The sequence below is a fragment of the Abiotrophia defectiva ATCC 49176 genome, assembly GCF_037041345.1.
Classification (GTDB): Bacteria; Bacillota; Bacilli; order Lactobacillales; family Aerococcaceae; genus Abiotrophia.
On the sequence record NZ_CP146287.1, the window covers coordinates 646,635 to 666,930 of the forward strand.

Annotated in this window: 20 protein-coding genes and 1 pseudogene; 20 read left to right on the forward strand and 1 reads right to left on the reverse strand. The window is 46.7% G+C overall.

Features of this window, described 5'->3' with window-relative positions; all coding sequences use genetic code 11:
* The first annotated feature begins 72 nt into the window (after positions 1-72).
* From V7R82_RS03110 to V7R82_RS03145, 8 genes and pseudogenes are all read left to right on the forward strand, one after another.
* A complete protein-coding gene (locus V7R82_RS03110) occupies positions 73-537 on the forward strand; it encodes a DUF308 domain-containing protein (protein WP_311466696.1) in 465 nt (154 codons plus the stop codon).
* 184 nt (positions 538-721) lie between these two features.
* Positions 722-2,055: pseudogene (gene rlmD, locus V7R82_RS03115) on the forward strand (23S rRNA (uracil(1939)-C(5))-methyltransferase RlmD).
* Between the two features lie 209 nt (positions 2,056-2,264).
* The gene (locus tag V7R82_RS03120; RefSeq protein ID WP_314602677.1) at positions 2,265-3,734 is read left to right on the forward strand and encodes a hypothetical protein; all 1,470 of its coding nucleotides are present in this window, start codon (positions 2,265-2,267) and stop codon (positions 3,732-3,734) included.
* Entirely contained in the window at positions 3,727-4,866 is a 1,140-nt protein-coding gene (locus V7R82_RS03125; RefSeq protein ID WP_314064136.1) for a hypothetical protein, read from the forward strand. Before V7R82_RS03120 ends, V7R82_RS03125 begins: the two co-directional genes overlap by 8 nt.
* A gap of 99 nt (positions 4,867-4,965) precedes the next feature.
* On the forward strand, positions 4,966-5,391 hold the full coding sequence (locus V7R82_RS03130) for a hypothetical protein (RefSeq protein WP_314602678.1): 426 nt from the start codon (positions 4,966-4,968) through the stop codon (positions 5,389-5,391).
* Positions 5,392-5,604: 213 nt separating this feature from the next.
* Positions 5,605-6,003: a VOC family protein gene (locus V7R82_RS03135; protein WP_314064131.1), complete on the forward strand. Its 399-nt coding sequence runs from the start codon at positions 5,605-5,607 to the stop codon at positions 6,001-6,003.
* Positions 6,004-6,368: 365 nt separating this feature from the next.
* Positions 6,369-6,950 carry a TetR-like C-terminal domain-containing protein gene (locus V7R82_RS03140; protein WP_311466938.1) on the forward strand — a complete coding sequence of 194 codons (582 nt, stop codon included), beginning with the start codon at positions 6,369-6,371 and terminating at the stop codon, positions 6,948-6,950.
* A gap of 149 nt (positions 6,951-7,099) precedes the next feature.
* Positions 7,100-9,019 carry an oleate hydratase gene (locus V7R82_RS03145; protein WP_338543342.1) on the forward strand — a complete coding sequence of 640 codons (1,920 nt, stop codon included), beginning with the start codon at positions 7,100-7,102 and terminating at the stop codon, positions 9,017-9,019.
* A gap of 61 nt (positions 9,020-9,080) precedes the next feature.
* Here V7R82_RS03145 and V7R82_RS03150 read toward each other — a convergent pair whose 3' ends face one another.
* The gene (locus V7R82_RS03150; protein ID WP_311466941.1) at positions 9,081-9,392 is read right to left on the reverse strand and encodes a hypothetical protein; all 312 of its coding nucleotides are present in this window, start codon (positions 9,390-9,392) and stop codon (positions 9,081-9,083) included.
* Between the two features lie 884 nt (positions 9,393-10,276).
* Between V7R82_RS03150 and V7R82_RS03155 the strand changes: the two genes are divergently transcribed.
* From V7R82_RS03155 to accA, 12 genes are all read left to right on the forward strand, one after another.
* Complete coding sequence (locus V7R82_RS03155) at positions 10,277-10,711, forward strand: MarR family winged helix-turn-helix transcriptional regulator (RefSeq protein ID WP_070756101.1); 435 nt, start codon at positions 10,277-10,279, stop codon at positions 10,709-10,711.
* Between the two features lies 1 nt (position 10,712).
* A complete protein-coding gene (locus V7R82_RS03160; protein ID WP_070755854.1) occupies positions 10,713-11,660 on the forward strand; it encodes a beta-ketoacyl-ACP synthase 3 in 948 nt (315 codons plus the stop codon).
* 41 nt (positions 11,661-11,701) lie between these two features.
* Entirely contained in the window at positions 11,702-11,920 is a 219-nt protein-coding gene (locus V7R82_RS03165; RefSeq protein ID WP_023391761.1) for an acyl carrier protein, read from the forward strand.
* 30 nt (positions 11,921-11,950) lie between these two features.
* Entirely contained in the window at positions 11,951-12,910 is a 960-nt protein-coding gene (gene fabK, locus V7R82_RS03170) for an enoyl-[acyl-carrier-protein] reductase FabK (RefSeq protein ID WP_291427507.1), read from the forward strand.
* Positions 12,911-13,072: 162 nt separating this feature from the next.
* Complete coding sequence (locus V7R82_RS03175; RefSeq protein ID WP_314329485.1) at positions 13,073-14,017, forward strand: ACP S-malonyltransferase; 945 nt, start codon at positions 13,073-13,075, stop codon at positions 14,015-14,017.
* Positions 14,018-14,740 carry a 3-oxoacyl-[acyl-carrier-protein] reductase gene (gene fabG, locus V7R82_RS03180; protein WP_314693657.1) on the forward strand — a complete coding sequence of 241 codons (723 nt, stop codon included), beginning with the start codon at positions 14,018-14,020 and terminating at the stop codon, positions 14,738-14,740. It abuts the gene before it with no gap.
* A 36-nt stretch (positions 14,741-14,776) separates the two neighbouring features.
* On the forward strand, positions 14,777-16,012 hold the full coding sequence (fabF, locus tag V7R82_RS03185; RefSeq protein ID WP_070755850.1) for a beta-ketoacyl-ACP synthase II: 1,236 nt from the start codon (positions 14,777-14,779) through the stop codon (positions 16,010-16,012).
* Positions 16,013-16,014: 2 nt separating this feature from the next.
* Complete coding sequence (accB, locus tag V7R82_RS03190) at positions 16,015-16,509, forward strand: acetyl-CoA carboxylase biotin carboxyl carrier protein (RefSeq protein ID WP_303885174.1); 495 nt, start codon at positions 16,015-16,017, stop codon at positions 16,507-16,509.
* A 38-nt stretch (positions 16,510-16,547) separates the two neighbouring features.
* Positions 16,548-16,982, forward strand: coding sequence for a 3-hydroxyacyl-ACP dehydratase FabZ (fabZ, locus tag V7R82_RS03195; RefSeq protein WP_023391767.1), 435 nt, complete (start codon positions 16,548-16,550; stop codon positions 16,980-16,982).
* Between the two features lies 1 nt (position 16,983).
* Complete coding sequence (accC, locus tag V7R82_RS03200) at positions 16,984-18,375, forward strand: acetyl-CoA carboxylase biotin carboxylase subunit (protein ID WP_070755847.1); 1,392 nt, start codon at positions 16,984-16,986, stop codon at positions 18,373-18,375.
* Between the two features lie 3 nt (positions 18,376-18,378).
* Positions 18,379-19,242, forward strand: coding sequence for an acetyl-CoA carboxylase, carboxyltransferase subunit beta (gene accD / locus V7R82_RS03205; RefSeq protein ID WP_314064103.1), 864 nt, complete (start codon positions 18,379-18,381; stop codon positions 19,240-19,242).
* Positions 19,239-20,021, forward strand: a complete 783-nt coding sequence (gene accA / locus V7R82_RS03210; protein WP_314329477.1) for a carboxyltransferase subunit alpha — start codon at positions 19,239-19,241, stop codon at positions 20,019-20,021. Before accD ends, accA begins: the two co-directional genes overlap by 4 nt.
* The last annotated feature ends 275 nt before the right edge of the window (positions 20,022-20,296 follow it).

The window sequence follows — 20,296 nt, forward strand, 5'->3', positions numbered from 1 at the left end:
AGGAAATTTAAACTATAACGGATAAAAAATAAATTTAGAAGCTAGTCAATATTAAACTACTGAATATTATCGTTGGTATTTTTTTACTTAATCTCGGGATTATTTTTATGGAATCACCCTTTAAATACACTTGCAACCTTTTCAATTATGTTCGGGATAACACAATTATCAGCTGCTATTGCACTCTTAACTTATAGCTTATATAAAAAAGCAAAACCAATCCCTTGGGGAAATATATTAGTATCCATTGGAATTGGACTAAGTATGTTCTTAATACCATTTGTTTCGTTAACAGTTATTTTATGGATATTTGTTTTTAGTTTTTTAAGTATGTCAATATTTTATCTTCAAAGCCTATTTAGAAACAGGCACAAAAAATGGCATATGATACAGATAGCTCTAGCAATTTTAGGTATCATCTATTCTTTTATTATGTTATTAAACCCTATTGCAGGGGTTGCAACTATGGCTAAAATACTAGCATTTGGAGTTATAACAAACGGTTTATCATATATTTTTTCACCAAATGAAAATTAATATAAAAAGTGTCTAAAGTTAATTACATAATAAAAGCACCCTAAAAGTTAGATTTTCTGTCTAACTTTTGGGGTGCACTTCACTCTTGTTGGAGTAGCCTTTTTATTTCCACTAAAAGACGGTATAATAGACGTGATAAACTTTGGAGGAACAGAGATAAGAAAACGAATATTGTACAGTAACCATTGAAGATTTAACGCATGAAGGACTTGGGTTGGGAAGGTGGATGGGTTCCCGCTATTTATTGAAAATAGTATTCCCGGAGAAGTCGTTCGTGTGAAGACGATGAAGATTGGAAAAAGCTATGGCTATGCGCGTGTGGAGGAGTGACTGGCAGTGAGTCCGAACCGCGTGGACGCCAGAGACGTCCTCGGAACACGTGTGGGAATCATGCCTTTGCAACATATGACCTACGAGAGCCAGTTGGCCTTCAAAGAGCAACAAGTGAAAAACGTGATGATGAAAATCGCGAAGATGCCAGCATTAGAAGTCCACAGGACGCTTGGATTGGAGAGTGCACTGGGCTACCGTAACATGGTGCAAATTCCAGTGCGTACGGTAGACGGTCAGTTGACAACAGGCTTCTTCAAGAAGAACTCGCATGACTTGAATCCGATGGAAGACTTTCGTATTTAAGATCCTGAAATCGACCGCTTGATTGTAGCAGTGCGTGATATTTTAAGAAAGTATCCAGTGGTAGCGTATGATGAGGCGAATCATACGGGTGACTTGAAGCATATTATCGTGCGACGAGGACTCCGCACGAAGCAAGTGATGATTATTTTCGTGACGAGAACAGAGTTGTTACCACAAGCTGAGGCGATTGTCAGAGATATTACAACGGCTCATCCGGAAGAGGTGTCTATCGTGCAAAATATCCAACCGAAACCAACGAATGTCATCATGGGACGTGAGACGAAGGTGCTATTCGGGGAAGATGTATACGAAGAGAAATTGTTCGAATTCACGTTCAAGATTAGCGCGCGTTCATTCTTCCAAGTGAACACCGTGCAAACCGAAGTGCTCTATCAACAGGCGATTGACGCTGCGGACTTGAAGGGCGGCGAGACGGTCGTGGATGCGTATTGCGGAATCGGGACGATGAGTTTAGCCTTTGCTCGCGATGCCAATAAAGTCTATGCGATGGAAATCGTGGATGATGCGATTGTGATGGCGAAGGAAAATGCGAAGGTAAATGGCGTGACGAATGTGCACTTTGAAACGGGTGCGGCTGAGAAAATCATGCCTCGCTGGAAGGAAGAAGGAATCCAGCCAAATGTCATTGTCGTGGATCCACCGCGCAAAGGGCTCGACCTTGCCTTTATCGAAGCGACGTGTGCAACAGGTCCTGAACGCATCGTGTACGTCAGCAGTAACCCAGCAACGCTTGCTCGCGATCTTGTACACTTCAATGAACGTGGCTACGAGGCACAATACGTGCAACCCGTGGATATGTTCCCAATGACTGCGCACGTTGAGGCGGTAGTTTTGATGTCGAAAGTTGCACCCACTAAGTAAATAAAATTTAGAAATCAAAGGCTTATTCATAGGCTATCGTTGAAAGGTATCGGTAGCTTGGATAGGCCATATCCTAGATACTACAGTTCAGAAGCAATCACTCTTGATATTTGATGAAGTACAGAGAGCCTGCCTGGGATGCTGAAAAATTAGGTAGAGGATTCTCATAACCTGAATGATTGGTATTTAAGAGTTGGAGGGTTAAGTAAATGAATTTCTTACATAAACAAAAAAATAATGAACCGTTTATACTGTTACAGCTCGGTATAAATGAAAATGGATACGAGTTTGCTTCTGATATCAAGACAGCACTATCTACAACCCAAGGCGAGCTTGAAGTAGTATCTAGTAAATTAGAGAAAAACTTAGATTCCTTGAACAAGTTAACACCTGAATGTGATAAGACTGACTACATTTTATCTGCGTGTAGCGGAGCTCTATGTGGGGGTATAGATGTATTTTTGGTAGGAAAACCAGGAGAGTCTCCGATTGGAGAAATTACAGATATGTGGTTTGCTAATAGAACAGAAGACTTTGCAAGATTATGTGGTTGGACAGGTGACAAAGGTAATTTATCATCAGCAATTAGACACTTAGAGAAAAAATTCAAAATACCTTACGATCAAAATGGTATTGGAGACATAGCAAAGGAATTGTTGGATTTGACACCGACTAACCACCATTTCAAATCGTTAGGTCATAATCCTACAATACTTGGATTATTCTTTTCTATTCTAAATCAGTTTACAAATACATCGCATTTTGTTTCAGAAGGAGAATTAATCACATTCTCAAAATTTGATGGTGGTTTTCATCTAGAAGGTAAAGATTTACCAAGTAAACTGTTCTGCGGATTTACGAATTGGTTCGGACACTTGATTTCAGATATGTCAGGGTCATCAAGTAGTAAAGGCAGAGGTATGGGTATTCCTTCACCTTTCTGGAGCTGGACAAATGATATCATCGCAATAAAGAAGAAGTTGAATCTTCCTGTTGGAGAATTTGATAAATCAATAAATGAACTAGCACTCAATATATATAAGCAAGGCTACGATGCACGATTTCAGACAGTACAAGCTATACCGGTCTTTGTTAATGAATTATTGGTAAGGTTTATTTACTCAATAAGGCGTCTAGTAAGATATTTCTCAATAACGAAAAAGGACTATAGATCCTTTTCGCTGTTATGGAAGTCATGTGAACCATTTTCGAATGCGACAATAAAACGAATGTTGACTGTAGCACATGGTACTTTCTGTGTTATAGATGCAGGAGATGCTATTGCAAGAGGGTTTGCTACAGGTGGTAGTAGCTTTAATGTTACTGATTTTGTACTGAGATTGAATATTATCGGAATTGGAAGATTCACGATTTCATTATATGGAGAGACAAGCAGAGGTTTAAAGCGTCATGGCATCAAGGAGGATATAATCATCCTGAAACGTGAAAAGCTGATACTCGATGATTATGTTGAAGGTTTGAAGTTCCTTGCTGAAATATATGACGATGAGTCATTGCTGTTATTTACAAGAGAATTAAAAGAAAGCGATATGTATGTTCAAGCCTTTGAAAAGTCAGTAATCTTGGCAGAAAAAAGAAATGTTCCAAAGGAGGAGATACTGAGAAATAAAGCAGATATAGATTCTTATTTTAAAGGGGCCAGAAAGAATAATGAGTAAAAAGAAACAGAAGAAATCAAATATCCAAGCTGCTCAAGATAAAGCTCAGGCTGCAATCATTGAAACAAATAATGCCATTGGAGATCTAGGAGAACATACAAGCAGTTTATATAAGTCATTAACGATCATACAGAAACAATTTGATAAAATACGCAATATTCCTAGTGAACAAAAGCTTCAGTATGAGGAATTAAAAAAGATAAGATTGAATTGGAAGCAACAAGTAGATAAGATTGATAAGGACTATAAAAAAGCAACAGTAAAAAATGCAGGTGCAGCAGCAGCAGGAGCTGGAATGGGCGTTGCAGTAGTAACAATGGGACCGACAGTAGCAATGGGTATTGCTACAACTTTTGGAGTTGCATCAACTGGTACTGCCATCTCTACTTTAAGTGGTGCTGCGGCTACTAATGCTGCATTGGCATGGCTTGGAGGTGGATCACTTGTTGCAGGCGGTGGCGGTATGGCAGCAGGAAATGCTTTTCTTGCTATGGCAGGTCCAGTTGGATGGGCTATCGCCGGTGTTTCTTTGTTAGCTAGTGGATTATTCTTTTGGAAATTTAAGAGTGATAAGAACCGCTTAGAAAATGTATTTATCGCTATAAGTGAAAGAGATATAAAATCATATGAGCTTGCTATTGTTGAATTAAAGGAACGTATTAGTCGAATTATAGATGAAAACAATAAATTGACTGATGCCATAGGTGAAATAGAAAGTTTTGGGTTAGATTATAATAAGATGTCTGAAGCGCATCACTATGCACTTGGTTCATATGTAAATCTGATGCTATTATCAACGCAGTTACTAGTAAATCCGATCCAAGGATTATTACCTAAATTTTCTGAGAAAGATTTTGATAGCTTTATGTCTTTGGAAGATAGAAAAGTAAATAATGAGACTTTCACAGAACACAAGGACTTTATTGTGTCTTTGGCAAATTTACTTTATAAGATTGAACTTGATGATAGAGATAAAAAGCTATTATGGAAGTTTCTTAGAAAGAATAAGGAAATGCTTAAATCGATGAATATTTCAAAGAAAGAGTTTAGTTTGGAGATTATAAATGTAATTCTGGAAGCATTAAATTTTAAATATAAAATAAGAGGTAATTATTATGAGTGTGTGGAATAGAGAAGGAATACCGCATAAAGGTTGGAAATGTATAGATGTTATTGATGTAGCTGAATTTGCGAATCAAGGAGAACCAATTTCATATGAGCAGTGTGGAATGTGGGAAACGAGAAAATACGATATGCGCATGTAATGGTGCATCCTGATTATGCTGAAGAAATACATGTAGGTTGTGTATGTGCAGAAAAAATGACGGATGATTACATTAATCCACGCAAATCGGAAAGGGCGCTAAAAAATAGAAACTCGAGAAAAAATAATTTTAATAGAGCTCAGTGGAATTTCAATGCGACTAAAAAGACTTACAGTAAAAAGTATAAAGGTGAATACATTACCATTATGCAAAGTAGATATGGAAACTGGGGTGTTTTTTTTGCTGGCCAGCGTATTTGGGATTATGATGAACAGAAAATTAGAACTTTTGAAGAAGCTGAAAGAGTAGCATTCTTAATATTTGAAAAGTATCATACCACACAAGAAGAACGTGAATTTCAGTTTTATCTTGAACAAAGCAGGCAGCTATGATTGGTTCGTAAATTATAACGATAACTTTTTAACCGTTAAAAAACTTTACTAGACACGATTGACCATACGTACTTACAATGTGGAATTAGGTCAGACGTACTTCCTTTCGTGTCGATCTACGTGGAGTGTGTGGCACTACTTGTACGAGCTGAGGCATCAACAAAGTAAAAATTGAATATATTGACATTTCCAGCACCGGATGGAGTGAAAACAATGCATCATATTGAGATTTATGTAAGTAATTTAGAGAAAACCAAGGAATTCTATTCTTGGATACTTAGCATTTTAGGTTTTGAGTTGTTTCAAGAATGGAAAGACGGATTTTCCTATAAAAAGGACGAATTTTATATTGTTTTTGTACAGACAAAAGAAAAGTATCTTAATAACGAATACAATAGATGTAATATAGGCTTAAATCACCTTGCTTTCCGTTGTCAAACTAAGGACAAAATCGATCAAATTCGGAAGAATCTTATTCAAAGGAATATAGTTTTGCTTTATGATGATAAATATCCATATGCCGGTGGTGCTGAACATTATGCAGTCTATTTCGAAGATCCGGATAGGATTAAAATAGAAATTTGCTTGGATGAACTTAAAAATTGTCAGTAATGATGATCAATGTTAAATTTCAGTTTGTTGAGGGAACCCCTTTTAACGATAACCTGATGTTATTGTTAAAAAGTATGTGGATATGTTTTTCATGACTGCGCATGTTGAGACGGTAGTCTTGATGTCAAGAGTCGAGGGAAAATAAGTCCGGAAGCCCGCTGTTTACGGGCGTTTCGTAAATCGGGCATGAAAACGCGGCAGGCTGCTCACCTTCTCAGTAAGAACCTATCGAAGGCCTGATATGTTTCCGCAGACAGAACCTGGTTAGGCACCGGATTAGATCTAGTGGTCGATATGGATGTTTTTGGCGGGTTGGGTTGCCGAGATAGATGTCAGAAATATAATGATGTTGGAGATGATGAACTGTGAAGAATGAAGAGATGTCTACCCAGACGAAGAACAGTCTGGCGGTGGCTTTGAAAAAACGCATGGAAACCACGGAGTTTTCAAAGATCCGGGTCTCTGATCTGCTGAAAGACTGCAATATTGTTCGGTCTACATTCTATTATTATTTTTCTGATATATATGAGCTGCTCGAATGGATGTTGAATACTGAACTGATTGGCCTTCTTGAGAAGTGTGACGATCTTTATACATGGGATCAGGGGATCACGATGCTTATGGAGTATGTCAGGGACAATAGCAATATGTGCCTTTGTGCCTTCCACAGCATCGGTCGGGAATCTCTTGAGAAAATGTTTTATAAGAATTGCTATGTACTTATGGAACGCTTCGTCAATAACAGTTTCTCCGCCATAAATGTAGCTCCTGATGACAAAGCCTTTATTATGGATTTTTATGTCAGAGCGTACGTTTCCGCTTTGGCAGCATGGCTGATAGGAGGAATGAAAAAATCGCCGCAGGAAATGGTGGAACTGATGGAAAGGACAGTCGTAGGCGGTATTGAGGATGCCCTTATGCGAAGCGCGTCAGCACGAAAACGCTGATTCTCATGCGCCAACTTATAAGACAATTATGGCTTGGATGTCTCATATCGAACATCCGGGCCTTTTTTGCATGATGAATCAGAAAAGAGCGCTGGATATAATGACACTATCAAAGAAAATAAATCCAAAAAATCAGGAGGTAATCAGATATGGTAAGCGGAACGTACGAGATCATGATGAAGACACCGATGGGTGTCAAGAAGGGAGAGATGATTCTCAAGGAGGACGGAGAAAAACTCTCCGGAGCATTTGTGATCAAGGGCAAGGAAAATTCTTTCGCCGATGGAACAGTAAGCGGAGATCATTTTACCTTTGACGGCGAGCTGATGTCATCGATCGGCAAGATGGTCTATAGCTGTGAAGGTGATGTAACAGGAGACGAGGTTTCGGCAAAGGTAGTTGCTAAAAAGGCACTCTTACAATTACTGGTAAGAGAAAATAAAGAAAGCGAGGAATTAAAAATGTTAGGTAACCAGAAAAGAAAAGACAACAAGCAGTTTTACTTCGTAGGTGGCGGCATCGCCACACTGACCGGCGCGGCCTATCTGCTGCGCGACTGCGGCTTTGAGGGAAAGAATATCCACATTATTGAAGCTCTGCCAAAGACCGGCGGCTCCAATGATGCAGCAGGCGATCCGGAACACGGCTGGGTGATGCGAGGCGAGCGTATGATCAACCGACAGACTTATGAGAACTTCCAGGACATTCTGAGCAGCATCCCGTCTCTTGAGCACGAAGGAAATTCCGTGGTAGACGATATGCTTGAGTTCTCAAATTCAAAACCCTGCTCCGCTAAGGCGCGATTTCTTGATGAGACCGGCGAGATCGTGGACGTTTCCAGCTACGGTCTGAACAAACAGGAGATGATGCAGCTTGTTAACCTCTGGAAGACAGACGAGAGCGAGCTAGACGACTTGACGATCACGGACTGGTTCGGCGAATCTGACAGCCACTTCTTTCATACCGTCTTCTGGTATTGCTATGAAGCAACTTTCGCCTTCCAGTACTGGAGCAGCGTGGCAGAATTCAGACGTTACACCCTCCGCTTCTTCCATCTGATCCTCCGGCTCACGACAGCGAAGGGAGTTACGCTTACAGAACATAACCAGTATGAGAGCATCATCCTTCCGCTTATGGCCGTCCTTGAGGATGCCGGTGTAGAATTTATCTATAAAACAGCTGTGACAGATATGGATTTCGCCGAAGGTGACGAGATCGTCGTGACCGGACTTCATACGCTCTCCGATGGTAAAGAGGGTTATATACAGCTTCACGATGGTGACATGGTCGTGGCAACACTCGGCTGCATGACAGATAACGCTTCGTTTGGTTCATCGGATACTCCGGCTGTTATGGACACAAGTTATCCGATGAGCGCAACACTTTGGAAGAATATAAGCGCGAAGAAAGAAGGCCTCGGCAATCCTGATAAGTTCTTCACACATCCCGATAAGTCTGCATGGATGACCTTTAACTGCACATTCAAAGGTCATACGATGATGGATTGGTTAGAGAAATACACCCATAACAAGACTGGTGAAGGTCTCTCCTCTACATTTGTTGAGTCACCTTGGCACATGGAACTCAGAAATCCGCTGCCTCCATTCTTCAAGAACCAGACCGACGAATACTCATTCTCCTGGATGTGCGCCTTCTACAGCGGAAAAGTAGGAAAATATACCGGGAAAACCGAATTTGAATGCACTGGACGAGAAATCCTTGAGGAGATTCTTATGAGTCTGCCTATGGATGATGAGACCCGTCAGAAGTGCCGTGATGAAGTCGTCGCTGCAATCCCCGTGATTATGCCGTACATTGGTTCACAATTCCTGCCAAGAGCTGAGGGAGATCGCCCGGACGTTGTACCTGCAAATTCTGTCAATCTAGGCTTCACTGGTCAGTTCTGCGAGGTTCCTGAGGATGTGGTCTTCACTGAGGAGTATTCAGTTAGGGCATCCCGTATGGCAGTATATCAACTGCTCGGAATCAAGAGAGAAGTAGCGCCTGTAAAACCGATCAAATATGATGCACGCATACTTCTCGGAGCGCTCATTTCATTTCTCAAGTAATTGTAATGATTTAGTTAAAGAAGCTCCCCATCTCCGGAAATCCCGGTGGTGGGGAGCTTTCTTATTCCATGATATCCACGCTGGCGCCCGATTTGAACTCGACCACGAAGCAGCCGGGAAAAAGGGTGATTCGCTGGATGAGCGTCTTGACCTGTGATTCGTCAAAGTCTGTAATCTTCGTCTTCTCTTTCTTGATGAAGTCCTGAAGTTCTTTGACCCGGTTCATGATCTCGTTCCGGTCTTGGTCGTCGGTCTGCGCCTGCTTTTTCATCTGCTGGAGGCGGAGGATCTCGTCGGTGATGGCGTCGTAGCTTTTCTGGAAAACGGCGAATTTCCCTAGTTTCCGGCAAAAACAAAGGAGCCAGCGGCCCACTCGAGAAAGTGGGCCACTAGCTCACGTCAAAACGTCGAATTTCCCTGATTTCCGGCAAAAACAAATGAGCCAGTGGCCCACTATGGAAAGTGGGCCACTAGCTCACGTCAAAACGTCGAATTTCCCTGATTTCCGGCAAAAACAGAGGAGCTAGTGGACCAGTCTGGAAAGTGGGCCACTAGCTCACGTCAAACCGGCGAATTCCCCTGGTTTCCAGCAAAAACAGAGGAGCCAGTGGTCCACTCTGGAAAGTGGACCACTGGCTCAGACCAAACCGGCAATTTCCCCTTGTTTTCCTGCAAAAACAAAGGAGCCAGTGGCCCACTCTGGAAAGTGGACCACTAGCTCACGTCAAAACGACGAATTTCCCTAGTTTCCGGCAAAAACAGAGGAGCCAGTGGACCACTAGCTCACGCCAAACCGGCGAATTTCTCTGGTTTCCGGCAAAAACAAAGGAGCCAGTGGACCACTCAGGAAAGTGGACCACTAGCTCACGCCAAACCGGCGAATTCCCCCTGGTTTCCGGCAAAATCAGAGGAGCCAGTGGACCACTCAGGAAAGTGGACCACTGGCTCCCACAAAATCGGCGACTATCCCTGGTTTCGATTGCTTTCTGCAAGTCACAAGCGCTTAAGCCCGGCCCAGCCACAAGGTAAGGGCTTTTCAGTCACTTTCTGTCTCTAAGGCAACAAGAAGATGACAAAAAATCCTGCAAACGTGACCATGCCTGATTTATCAAGGATAGCGACCCATAAAGCCTGTCAGGGCCTAGCACATGTGTTGACAGATGAGCAGACTTTCGATAAACTTTGATTATCAAATAGTTTGATATTCAAAATAAGTTAAAGGGGTGATAGTGAGTGGACCATTCGACCATTTTTGAAATGAACGAATTTTTGGTCTCTATCTTTAATGAAATTCTGTTAATTGAAGAAACTTCGCTCAAGATGAGTGAGTTTTCGGATTTATCAATCAAGGAAATGCATACGATTGAAGCTATTGGTTTGGGCGGCAACTTGAGCTCTTCGGAGGTGGCTAAGAAAATTGCCATCACCATGGGGACCCTGTCAGTGTCCATTCAAAACTTAGTAAAAAAAGGCTATGTTGAGCGTGTGTCCTCACCCAGCGATCGCCGGGTGGTGCTACTCAAGCTAACCAAGCGGGGTAAATTACTCTATCGGATCCACCGCAAGTTCCACTTGAACATGGTAGCCGAGACCCTCAACGGCATGGAGCCTGAAGAGGCGGCCACCCTAGTCAAGGGCCTACGTAATTTACATCGTTTCTTGGACAACGCTAAACAACGATTAGGAGAGTAAGATGAGTCGTATTATTGCAACAGGTGCTTATTTACCTGGACAAGCCTGGTCCAACGACCAATTAATCAATGCTTATCAACTAGAATCCAGTGACGAGTGGATTGTCCAACGGACAGGAATTCACCAACGTTACTTCGCAGCTGAGCACGAAACCGTCGCGATGATGGCGAGTGAGGCGGCCAAGCAATTATTGAAGAATTTATCCCCTGACATTGTCAGCCAAATTCGTCATATTGTCGTCGCAACCATGTCGGCTAAGGCTGCGACCCCATCTATTGCCTGCCAAGTGCAAGCCATGATTGGGGCCGAAGGGGCTTGGGGCTTTGACCTCAACGGCGCCTGTTCTGGTTTTGTAATGGCGATGGAAGTAGCCAACCGCCTGGCAGCTAGCCAGACCCAAGGTTACACCCTAGTCATCGGTGCTGAGAAGATGAGTCAGATTGTGGATCTGACAGACCGTACCACTGCCGTCTTGTTCGGTGATGGGGCGGGCGCTGTCCTGATTCAACATGATGGTCAAGAACTCAGCGGCTATGCTAGTCAAGTCTTTGCCCAAGGAACAGGGGGCGCGGCCATTGAGGTCCATGAAGCGTCCGATGGTCAGTGGGCTATGCAGATGCAAGGGCGTGACGTCTTCAATTTCGTCAAACGAACTGTCATCAAAACCCTAGCAAACTTTATTGAGCAGAATGATTTTGATATTGACTATTTGATTTGTCACCAAGCGAACCAACGCTTGTTAAATCTGATTGCGGACAAGTTGTCCCTAGAAGAAAGCAAGGTACCTGCCAATATTGCCCAAGCGGCCAATACATCAGCAGGCTCTATCCCAATTCTCCTAGACCAACTGGTTCGTGACGGGCGATTGCGACTGGATGGAACGCAGTCTATTATCCTAAGTGGCTTCGGTGCTGGCTTAGCCTGGGGTCACCTACACCTTTCCATCTAAAAATCAAAAAAATATTATTTATTTAATGGAGGATCATTATTATGACATTTGAAAAAGTACAAGCGATTATTGCAAACCAATTAGGGATCGACGAAGCAGAAGTACAATTAACCACTGACTTCGAAAACGACTTGAAAGCTGACAGCTTAGACGTATTCCAAATCATCAGCGAAATCGAAGATGAATTAGACATCACGATCGACACTGACCAAAACTTGAAGACTGTTCAAGACTTAGTAAACTACATCGACTCTTTATAATCTATTTTTCTTAAAGTTAGGACTGAAGGTATGAAAACAGCTATTACGGAGTTATTAAACATTGAATATCCAATTGTTCAAGGCGCAATGGCTTGGGTAGCAGACGCTGATTTAGCAAGCGCGGTATCAAATGCAGGCGGCTTAGGGGTGATCGGGACTGGTCACGACAATGTGGACACAGTTCGCGCTAAGGTAGAGGCAATGTTTGCCAAAACCGACAAACCTTTCGCTGTCAATGTAATGTTATTGAACCCACATGTGGAAGAAGTGGTAGACTACTTAATCGCATCTGGCGTCAAAATCATTACCACTGGTGCAGGGAACCCAAGTAAATACATGCAGCGCTTCGAAGAAGCGGGCATTAGCCTGATTCCAGTAGTAGCGTCTGTGGCCTTGGCCAAACGTATGGAACGCATCGGCGCCAAAGCAGTGGTGGTCGAAGGTATGGAAGCAGGGGGCCACATCGGCAAACTGACTACCATGGCCTTGGTTCCACAAGTGGTGGATGCCGTTAATATCCCAGTTATCGCTGCCGGCGGGATTGGGGACGGACGTGCCATGGCAGCCGCCTTCATGTTGGGGGCTTCCGCGGTTCAAGTGGGGACTCGCTTTGTTGTGGCGCATGAGTCTAACGCTCATGACAACTTCAAGCAAGCCATCATTAAGGCCAAAGACATCGAAACCGTCGTGACCGGCCAAATTACCGGCCACCCAGTGCGGGTCTTGCGTAATGCCTTAACCACTGAATACCTGCAAGCGGAAAAAGAAGAAACCAGCAAGGCAGAGCCAGACTTTGAACGATTGAACAAAATCGGTAAAGGCGCCCTCCGCCGTGCGGTAGTCGAAGGTGACGTTAAGACAGGTTCCCTCATGGCCGGCCAGATTGCTGGTTTGGTCTCTAAGGAACAATCCTGTCACGACATCATCCAAGACTACTTGGCTGAATGCCGTCAGACCATTCAAGCTAAGCTTGACTTGGTCAATCAATAATTGATATTTCCTTTCCTACTTGCCGGCACCCCCTAGCTGGCCAGTAGGCGAACCAAAGAGCTCGCTCTGACTTTATCCCTCTTAGGAGTGAGCTCTGGCCTTCGGGCCTTTTATATTATGATCACATCAAAACGAACGATAACTGAGGATAGGAGTCAGTGTATGAAACTAGCACTTATCTTTAATGGCCAAGGTGCCCACTATGCGGGCATGGGAATGGACTTCGACCGTCAATTTCCCCAAGCCAGCGCTGTCTATGAGCAGGCAGAAGCGGTGACCGGTTGGCCCTTAAGAGAATGGATCCAACAAGAACCTGAACGCTTCGGCCAGACCCGCTATGCCCAAGTCGCCATCACGTCGACCAGCCTAGCTATCTACCGTAGCATCCAAGACTTGTTACCTCCTGTAAGCTATATGGCCGGATTGAGCCTAGGTGAATATTCCGCCCTGGTTGCCAGTGGTGCCCTAGACCAAGCCAATGCCTTTGCCTTATTGCAGGAACGTGGCGAACTCATGTCCAGACAATGCGAATCCCTAGCCAGCGACAGTCCATGCCAAATGGCGGCGGTGATGGGTGTGCCTTATGAAGAATGTCAAGCCTTGGTAGCCCAAGTGGCCGATCAAGAGCCGCTCTACATTGCCAATATCAACTCTTCAGCCCAAATCATCGTGGCGGGGACCATTGCGGCGGTTGAGCGCTTCAAGGAAATCGCCAAAGCTGCCGGCTACAAGAAAGTCATCCCCCTCAAAGTCGAAGGACCTTTCCATAGTCCCTTGATGGCCAATGCCCAAGAAGCCATGGCCCAAGCTTTGGAAAAAGTGACCTTTAAGCAAGGGGACGTGCCCGTCATCAGTAACACCACGCTAGACCTTCATCAGCCTGAAAGCCTCTCCCAAGTACTTGTTCGACATCTTGTTGAGCCAGTTTACTGGAAGCAAACCATTGATAAATTGGTTGAAGAAGGTGTGACTCACCTAGTTCAAATCGGTCCCGGCAATACCTTAGCTGGCCTGCTCAAACGCGAAGGCCTGCCCCTCAAGGTACAAGTCCTGGACAAAGTCGAAGACCTCGACGCCCTCAAAAACTTTTTAACGGAGGAAGAATAAATGACCTTAACCTGTTTGATTACGGGCAGCTCCCGCGGGATTGGCCTAGCCATTGCCCACCACTTAGCGGCTAAAGGCCACCGTGTCATCTTGAACAGCCGTAGTCCCATTGCCCCTGAAATCTTAGCCCAATTTGACGGCTATGAACAACCAGTCTTACAAGCGACTGGCGACATCAGCAAATTCGACGTGGCTAAGCAATTAGTGGACGACCTCTATGACCAAGGCGTCCAAGTAGACGTATTGGTCAACAATGCCGGTATTACCCGCGACGGTTTGGTTATGCGCATGAGCGAAGAAGACTTCAACGCGGTCATCCAAACCAACTTGAACGGCTGCTTCAACATGTGCCGTCACTTGACGCCACGTCTCTTGAAGCAAAAGGGCGGCCGCATTATCAACATGACTTCCGTTGTTGGGGTGATGGGGAATGCGGGTCAGGTCAACTATGCTGCCTCTAAGGCGGGTATGATTGGTTTGACCAAGTCCCTAGCTCGCGAAGTGGCTAGCCGTGGCATCACCGTCAACGCCATCGCGCCTGGCTTCATCGAAACTGACATGACTGATCAACTATCGGATCGCGTCAAGGAAGCCATGTTAGGCCAAATCCCACTCAAACGCTTTGGCCAAGTGGAACATATCGCCCAAACTGTCGACTTCTTAATCGACAATGACTACATCACAGGCCAAGTCATCGAAGTCAACGGTGGCTTGCACATCTAAGGTCTGATTCCTAGACCCGCACTACAGGAGGTAATTATGCAACGAGTTGTCGTAACAGGTTTGGGGACTGTCTCCCCAATTGGTAACAATGTCGCCGCATTCTGGGACAGCATGCGCCATGACAAGGGCGGTATCGCGCCTATCACTAAATTCGACCACAGTGGCTCTAGCGTCTCTGTGGCCGCTGAAGTCAAAGACTTCGACCCAAGTCCAGTCTTAGACCGTCGGGAAACCCAACGGATGGACTTCTTCTCCCAATATGCCGTAGTAGCATCGGTGGAAGCAGTAGAAGACTCCGGCTACAAGATTGAAGACAATGCCCACCGGGTAGGGGTCTTAGTCAGCTCTGGGATTGGGGGCTTAATCGAAATCGAAAAAGGCATCCGTAAGATGATTGAGAAGGGTGCTAAACGTATTCCGCCACTCTTCGTGCCACTGACCATCGGGAACATGGCTTCTGGTAATATTTCCATGAAGTTAGGCATCAAGGGCCCAAGCTTGGACATCGTAACAGCCTGTGCCTCTGCTACTAACTCTATCGGGGAAGCCTTCCTCAAGATTAAGACAGGCCTCTTGGATGCCTGCTTGGCAGGTGGGGCAGAAGCTACCATCTGTGAAATCGGGATTGGCGGCTTCGCAGCCTTGACAGCCTTGTCTACCAACCAAGACCCAGCCACTGCTTCCCGTCCTTTTGACAAGGACCGCGATGGCTTCGTTATGGGTGAAGGGGCCGGGGTCCTCTTCCTGGAATCCCTGGAGTCTGCCCAAGCTCGTGGCGCCCACATCTATGCGGAATTAGTGGGTTACGGGGCTAACTCAGACGCCTACCACATGACCGCTCCAACCCCAGACGGGTCTGGCGCCGGTGAATGTATCAAGCAAGCCTTGGCTATGGCCGGGCTCAGTGCTGAAGACGTGGACTACATCAATGCCCACGGGACCAGCACGCCAACTAATGACAAGGGCGAAACCCAAGCCATCAAGTATGCTTTGGGCGATGCAGCTTACAAAGTGGCTGTATCCAGCTCTAAGGGCCACTTCGGTCACCTCTTAGGTGGTGCCGGTGGGGTAGAAGCCATTGTCTGCGTTAAGGCCTTGGAAGAAGGTTTCGTACCTGCGACCCTCGGTCTAGAAAATCCAGAAGAAGGCTGTGACCTGGACTATGTCCCAGGCCATGGACGCCAACAAGACATCCAAGTTGCCCTGTCTAACTCCCTGGGCTTTGGCGGTCACAATGCGGTCCTCGCCTTCAAACGATGGGATGGTAAGTAAGCATGCAATATGAAGAACTCGTCAAATTAATCGACAAACTGGACCAGTCTAGCCTGGCCTACTTCGAATTCACCAATGACAATGAGCGTCTGCTCTTGGCTAAGGAAGTGCCACAAGTGGCAGCACCAGCCCCAGTTGTGGTGACCGATGTGACCGAATCGGCTGCCCTAACAGCACCGGCTAGCCTGGCGGCCCCAGCCCCTGTGGCGGTGCCAGAAGCGGTCGAAGCACCTGCAGCACCTGCGCCAGCGCCAGAAGCTGCTGGTAAGGACGTGCCAGCCCCTATGGTAGGGGTAGTCTACCTGCAAGCTAACCCTGATGCGGATCCTTATGTCCAAGTAGGGGACAGCGTCAAGAAGGGCCAAGTCCTCTGCTTGATTGAAGCCATGAAGCTCATGAATGAGATTGTGGCCCCTCAAGACGGCGTGGTCTCTGCTATCTTAGTTGAAAATGAAAACATCGTGGAATACGGCCAAGCCCTCTTCCGCATTAGCTAAACCCTAAACATCACCCCCCAAAGAAAAGAGGAATAAACATGACTTTATTAACTGCTCAACAAGTAATGGACATTATCCCTAACCGTTACCCAATCTTCTTCATCGACGCTGTGGATGAGTTGATCCCAGGTGAAAAAATCGTCTGCCGTAAGAACGTGACCATCAACGAACAAGTCTTCCAAGGTCACTTCCCAGGCGAACCTGTTTTACCAGGTGTTTACATCTGTGAAGCTTTAGCTCAAGCAGGTTCTATCCCACTCTTGCAAATGGAAGGTTTCCAAGGCAAGACCGCTTACCTAGGTGGCTTGAACAAGGTAAAATTCCGTCAAAAAGTGGTACCTGGTGACGTGCTTCGTCTCCAAGTAGACATCGTCAAATTGCGTAAGAACGCCGGGATTGGTTACGGCCAAGCCTTCGTTGGCGACAAGAAAGTAGCAGAAGCAGAAATGACCTTCATTATCGGAGCAAAATAATATGTTTAAAAAAGTGTTAGTCGCCAACCGTGGTGAGATTGCAGTCCGAATCATTCGGGCCCTGCGCGAAATGAATATTACGTCGGTGGCGGTCTATAGCGAGGCAGACCGGGAGGCCCTTCATACCCAATTAGCGGATGAAGCCATCTGTATCGGGCCTGCCAAGGGCTTAGACTCCTACGCCAACCCAGTGGCCATTCTGTCCGCTGCCATGGTGACGGGGGCTGACGCCATCCACCCAGGCTACGGCTTCTTATCCGAGCGTAGCGATTTCGTTGCCCTCTGTGAAGAGGTCAATATCAAGTTCATTGGCCCTAAGAGCCACATTATCGAAGCCATGGGGAACAAGCAAAATGCCCGCAACACCATGAAGGCAGCCGGCGTGCCCATCACGCCAGGTTCCGACGGCTTGGTGCATAGCTTAGAAGAAGCCCATGCCATCGCCCAAAAGATTGGCTTCCCCTTGATTATCAAGGCAGCCGACGGTGGGGGCGGTAAGGGCATGCGCCGGGTGGAAGATCCTAAGGATTTTGAAGCCCTCTTCCTCCAAGCCCAGAACGAAACCCAGTCGGTCTACGGTAACCAAGATCTCTATATCGAGAAAATCATCTACCCAGCCCGCCATATCGAAGTCCAACTCCTGGGCGACGAGCATGGCCATGTCATCCATCTGGGTGAACGGGACTGCTCCCTGCAACGTAATAACCAGAAGGTCATTGAGTTTGCGCCCGCTGTCTGCCTAGATGAGGACACTCGTCAGGCTATCTGTGGGGCAGCCGTTAAGGCCGCTTCGGCCATTGGCTACACCAATGCCGGGACCATCGAGTTCCTATTGGCTGATAACGGTGAATTCTACTTCATGGAAATGAACACCCGTCTGCAAGTGGAGCATCCGGTGACCGAGATGATTACCGGGGTCGACATCGTCCAAGAACAGATTAAAATCGCCATGGGCCAGCCCCTCTCTTATCAACAAGAGGACATTGTCTTGTCAGGGTTTGCCATTGAGTGCCGCTTGAATGCGGAAGATCCGCTCCACCAATTCCGTCCGGCTGCTGGCCATATCAAGCAGCTAGTCCTACCGTCTGGCGGTATGGGCTTGCGGGTGGAGTCAGGGATCTATCCTCAATACACCTTGCCACCTTTCTATGATTCCATGATTGCTAAAATTATTGTCCACCAACCTAGTCGTGAGGCGGCCTTCCGACTCATGGAACGGGCCCTCTATGAAGTGGCCGTGGATGGACTGGTAACCAACGTGGAACTGCTAGAAGCCATGGTGGCGGATTCCCACATCCAAGCGGATGATTACCACACCAAGTGGTTAGAAGAAAGCTTCATGCCAGCCTGGCTGGACTTCCAGAAAGAGGCTGAAGCAACAGAGGAGGCCTAGTAAATGGCATTATTTCGTCGTAATAAAACCATTCAACTGAATGCGGACGCCGTAGCAAAATATTCGGATAAGGTCGCCCAAATCCCAGATGATTTGATGGCCCGCTGTCCTAAGTGCCACAAGGTCTACTTCACCAAGCAGAAACCTGAGGACTACTGCTGCATGCACTGCCACCACCATTTGCCATTTCCGGCTATGGAACGGATTGACTGGTTAGTGGATGAGGGCAGCTTCCAAGAAATCAACGCTGATCTCTGGAATGACAATCCGCTAGGTTTTCCTAAGTATTCTGAAAAATTAGCCAAGCTGCAGGAAGCGACCGGCCTTAAGGAGGCTATCGTGACCGGGACAGCCCGCCTGGATGGTCATGCCTTGGCCCTAGGCGTCATGGATAGCCGCTTCGTCATGGCTTCCATGGGGACCGCCGTGGGTGAGAAGTTGGTTCAACTCTTTGACCTGGCGACGGCCCAAGGCCTGCCAGTAGTGCTCTATATCGCTTCTGGTGGAGCCCGCATGCAGGAAGGCATCCTGTCTCTCATGCAAATGGCCAAGGTCAGCCAAGCCGTAGCCCGTCATTCGGCGGCCGGCGGCTTCTACTGTGCCGTTTTGACCCATCCGACGACCGGTGGGGTCACTGCCAGCTTCGCCATGCAGGGGGATGTCATCTTGGCTGAACCCGATGCCACCGTCGGCTTTGCCGGCAAACGGGTCATCGAGCAGACCCTGCGCAAGCCTTTGCCTGATGATTTCCAGGCGGCTGAGACCGTCCTAGGCTACGGCTTTATCGACCAAATCGTGCCCCGCGACCGCCAAAAGCGGATGCTGGCGCAACTCTTGACCATTCACGAGGGAGGGAAGGCTCAATGAAGGCTTATCAAATTGTCCAAAAAGCCCGCGACATTAAGCGTATCTCCACCTCGGATGTGATTGGCGCCCTCTGTGGCGACGACTTCATCGAGTGCCACGGCGACCGCATTATGGGCGATGACGCGGCCATTATCGGCGGTGTCGGCCTGGTGGACGACCAGCCCATGACCATCATCGGTATTCAAAAGGGCAAGACTACCAAGGAAAACATCAAGCGTAACTTCGGTTCAGCCAGTCCTGCTGGCTACCGCAAGGCCCAACGCTTGATGAAGCAGGCTGAAAAATTCGGCCGGCCTATCCTGACGCTCATTAACACAGCCGGAGCCTTCTGTTCGCCTGAGTCCGAGGAAAATGGGATTGGGGAAGCCATTGCCTCTTCCTTGCTGCTTATGAGTGAACTGACCGTACCGACCATCGCCATTATTCTGGGCGAGGGCGGGAGCGGCGGTGCCATTGCCCTGGCCCTAGCCGACCAAGTCTGGATGCTAGAGAACGCTATTTACTCGATCTTGTCGCCTGAAGGCTTCGCTTCGATTTTATGGAAAGACGCCAAGCAAGCCGGCAAGGCCGCCGACATGATGAAATTGACGGCGACTGAACTCTTGGACTTGAAGGTCATCGACCGCATCGTGCCCGAGACCTACAACTCCAAGCCCGTGGAAAATGACGTCCTCTTAGAGCGCCTTAGCCACTTGATCAAGCGCGAATTTAAGAAACTAGGCCAAAAAACGCCTGAAGAGCGTCTGGCCCAACGCCAAGACCGCTTCAAGCAATTTTAGGAATTGTGACAGCCCGGGCCTAGCCCGGGCTTTTGTGTGGCGTGGGGTGGCGGGAGCTGGGGGGAGGGGTCGAGCTAGTGGTCCACTCTCCGGAGTGGACCACTAGCTCCCTGAGAAGGGGCTGAAATTAGGTCAAAAGCTCGGAAAAGTTGTGAGCCAGTGGTCCACTTTAGAGAGTGGACCACTAGCTGCCTGGGAAGTGTCCGAAACAGGGTCAAAAGCCCGGAAAAGATGCGAGCCAGTGGTCCACTCTGGCGAGTGGACCACTAGCTGCC

Excerpts from the sequence above, each read along its gene's own strand:
- V7R82_RS03125 (WP_314064136.1), top strand. The coding sequence starts at position 3,727 with ATGAGTAAAAAGAAACAGAAGAAATCAAATATCCAAGCTGCTCAAGAT.
- V7R82_RS03165 (WP_023391761.1), top strand. The coding sequence starts at position 11,702 with ATGACATTTGAAAAAGTACAAGCGATTATTGCAAACCAATTAGGGATC.
- accB (WP_303885174.1), top strand. The coding sequence starts at position 16,015 with ATGCAATATGAAGAACTCGTCAAATTAATCGACAAACTGGACCAGTCT.
- accA (WP_314329477.1), top strand. The coding sequence starts at position 19,239 with ATGAAGGCTTATCAAATTGTCCAAAAAGCCCGCGACATTAAGCGTATC.
- V7R82_RS03155 (WP_070756101.1), top strand. The coding sequence starts at position 10,277 with ATGAACGAATTTTTGGTCTCTATCTTTAATGAAATTCTGTTAATTGAA.
- accD (WP_314064103.1), top strand. The coding sequence starts at position 18,379 with ATGGCATTATTTCGTCGTAATAAAACCATTCAACTGAATGCGGACGCC.
- V7R82_RS03160 (WP_070755854.1), top strand. The coding sequence starts at position 10,713 with ATGAGTCGTATTATTGCAACAGGTGCTTATTTACCTGGACAAGCCTGG.
- fabK (WP_291427507.1), top strand. The coding sequence starts at position 11,951 with ATGAAAACAGCTATTACGGAGTTATTAAACATTGAATATCCAATTGTT.
- V7R82_RS03145 (WP_338543342.1), top strand. The coding sequence starts at position 7,100 with ATGGTAAGCGGAACGTACGAGATCATGATGAAGACACCGATGGGTGTC.
- V7R82_RS03175 (WP_314329485.1), top strand. The coding sequence starts at position 13,073 with ATGAAACTAGCACTTATCTTTAATGGCCAAGGTGCCCACTATGCGGGC.
- fabG (WP_314693657.1), top strand. The coding sequence starts at position 14,018 with ATGACCTTAACCTGTTTGATTACGGGCAGCTCCCGCGGGATTGGCCTA.
- fabZ (WP_023391767.1), top strand. The coding sequence starts at position 16,548 with ATGACTTTATTAACTGCTCAACAAGTAATGGACATTATCCCTAACCGT.
- accC (WP_070755847.1), top strand. The coding sequence starts at position 16,984 with ATGTTTAAAAAAGTGTTAGTCGCCAACCGTGGTGAGATTGCAGTCCGA.
- V7R82_RS03135 (WP_314064131.1), top strand. The coding sequence starts at position 5,605 with ATGCATCATATTGAGATTTATGTAAGTAATTTAGAGAAAACCAAGGAA.
- V7R82_RS03120 (WP_314602677.1), top strand. The coding sequence starts at position 2,265 with ATGAATTTCTTACATAAACAAAAAAATAATGAACCGTTTATACTGTTA.
- fabF (WP_070755850.1), top strand. The coding sequence starts at position 14,777 with ATGCAACGAGTTGTCGTAACAGGTTTGGGGACTGTCTCCCCAATTGGT.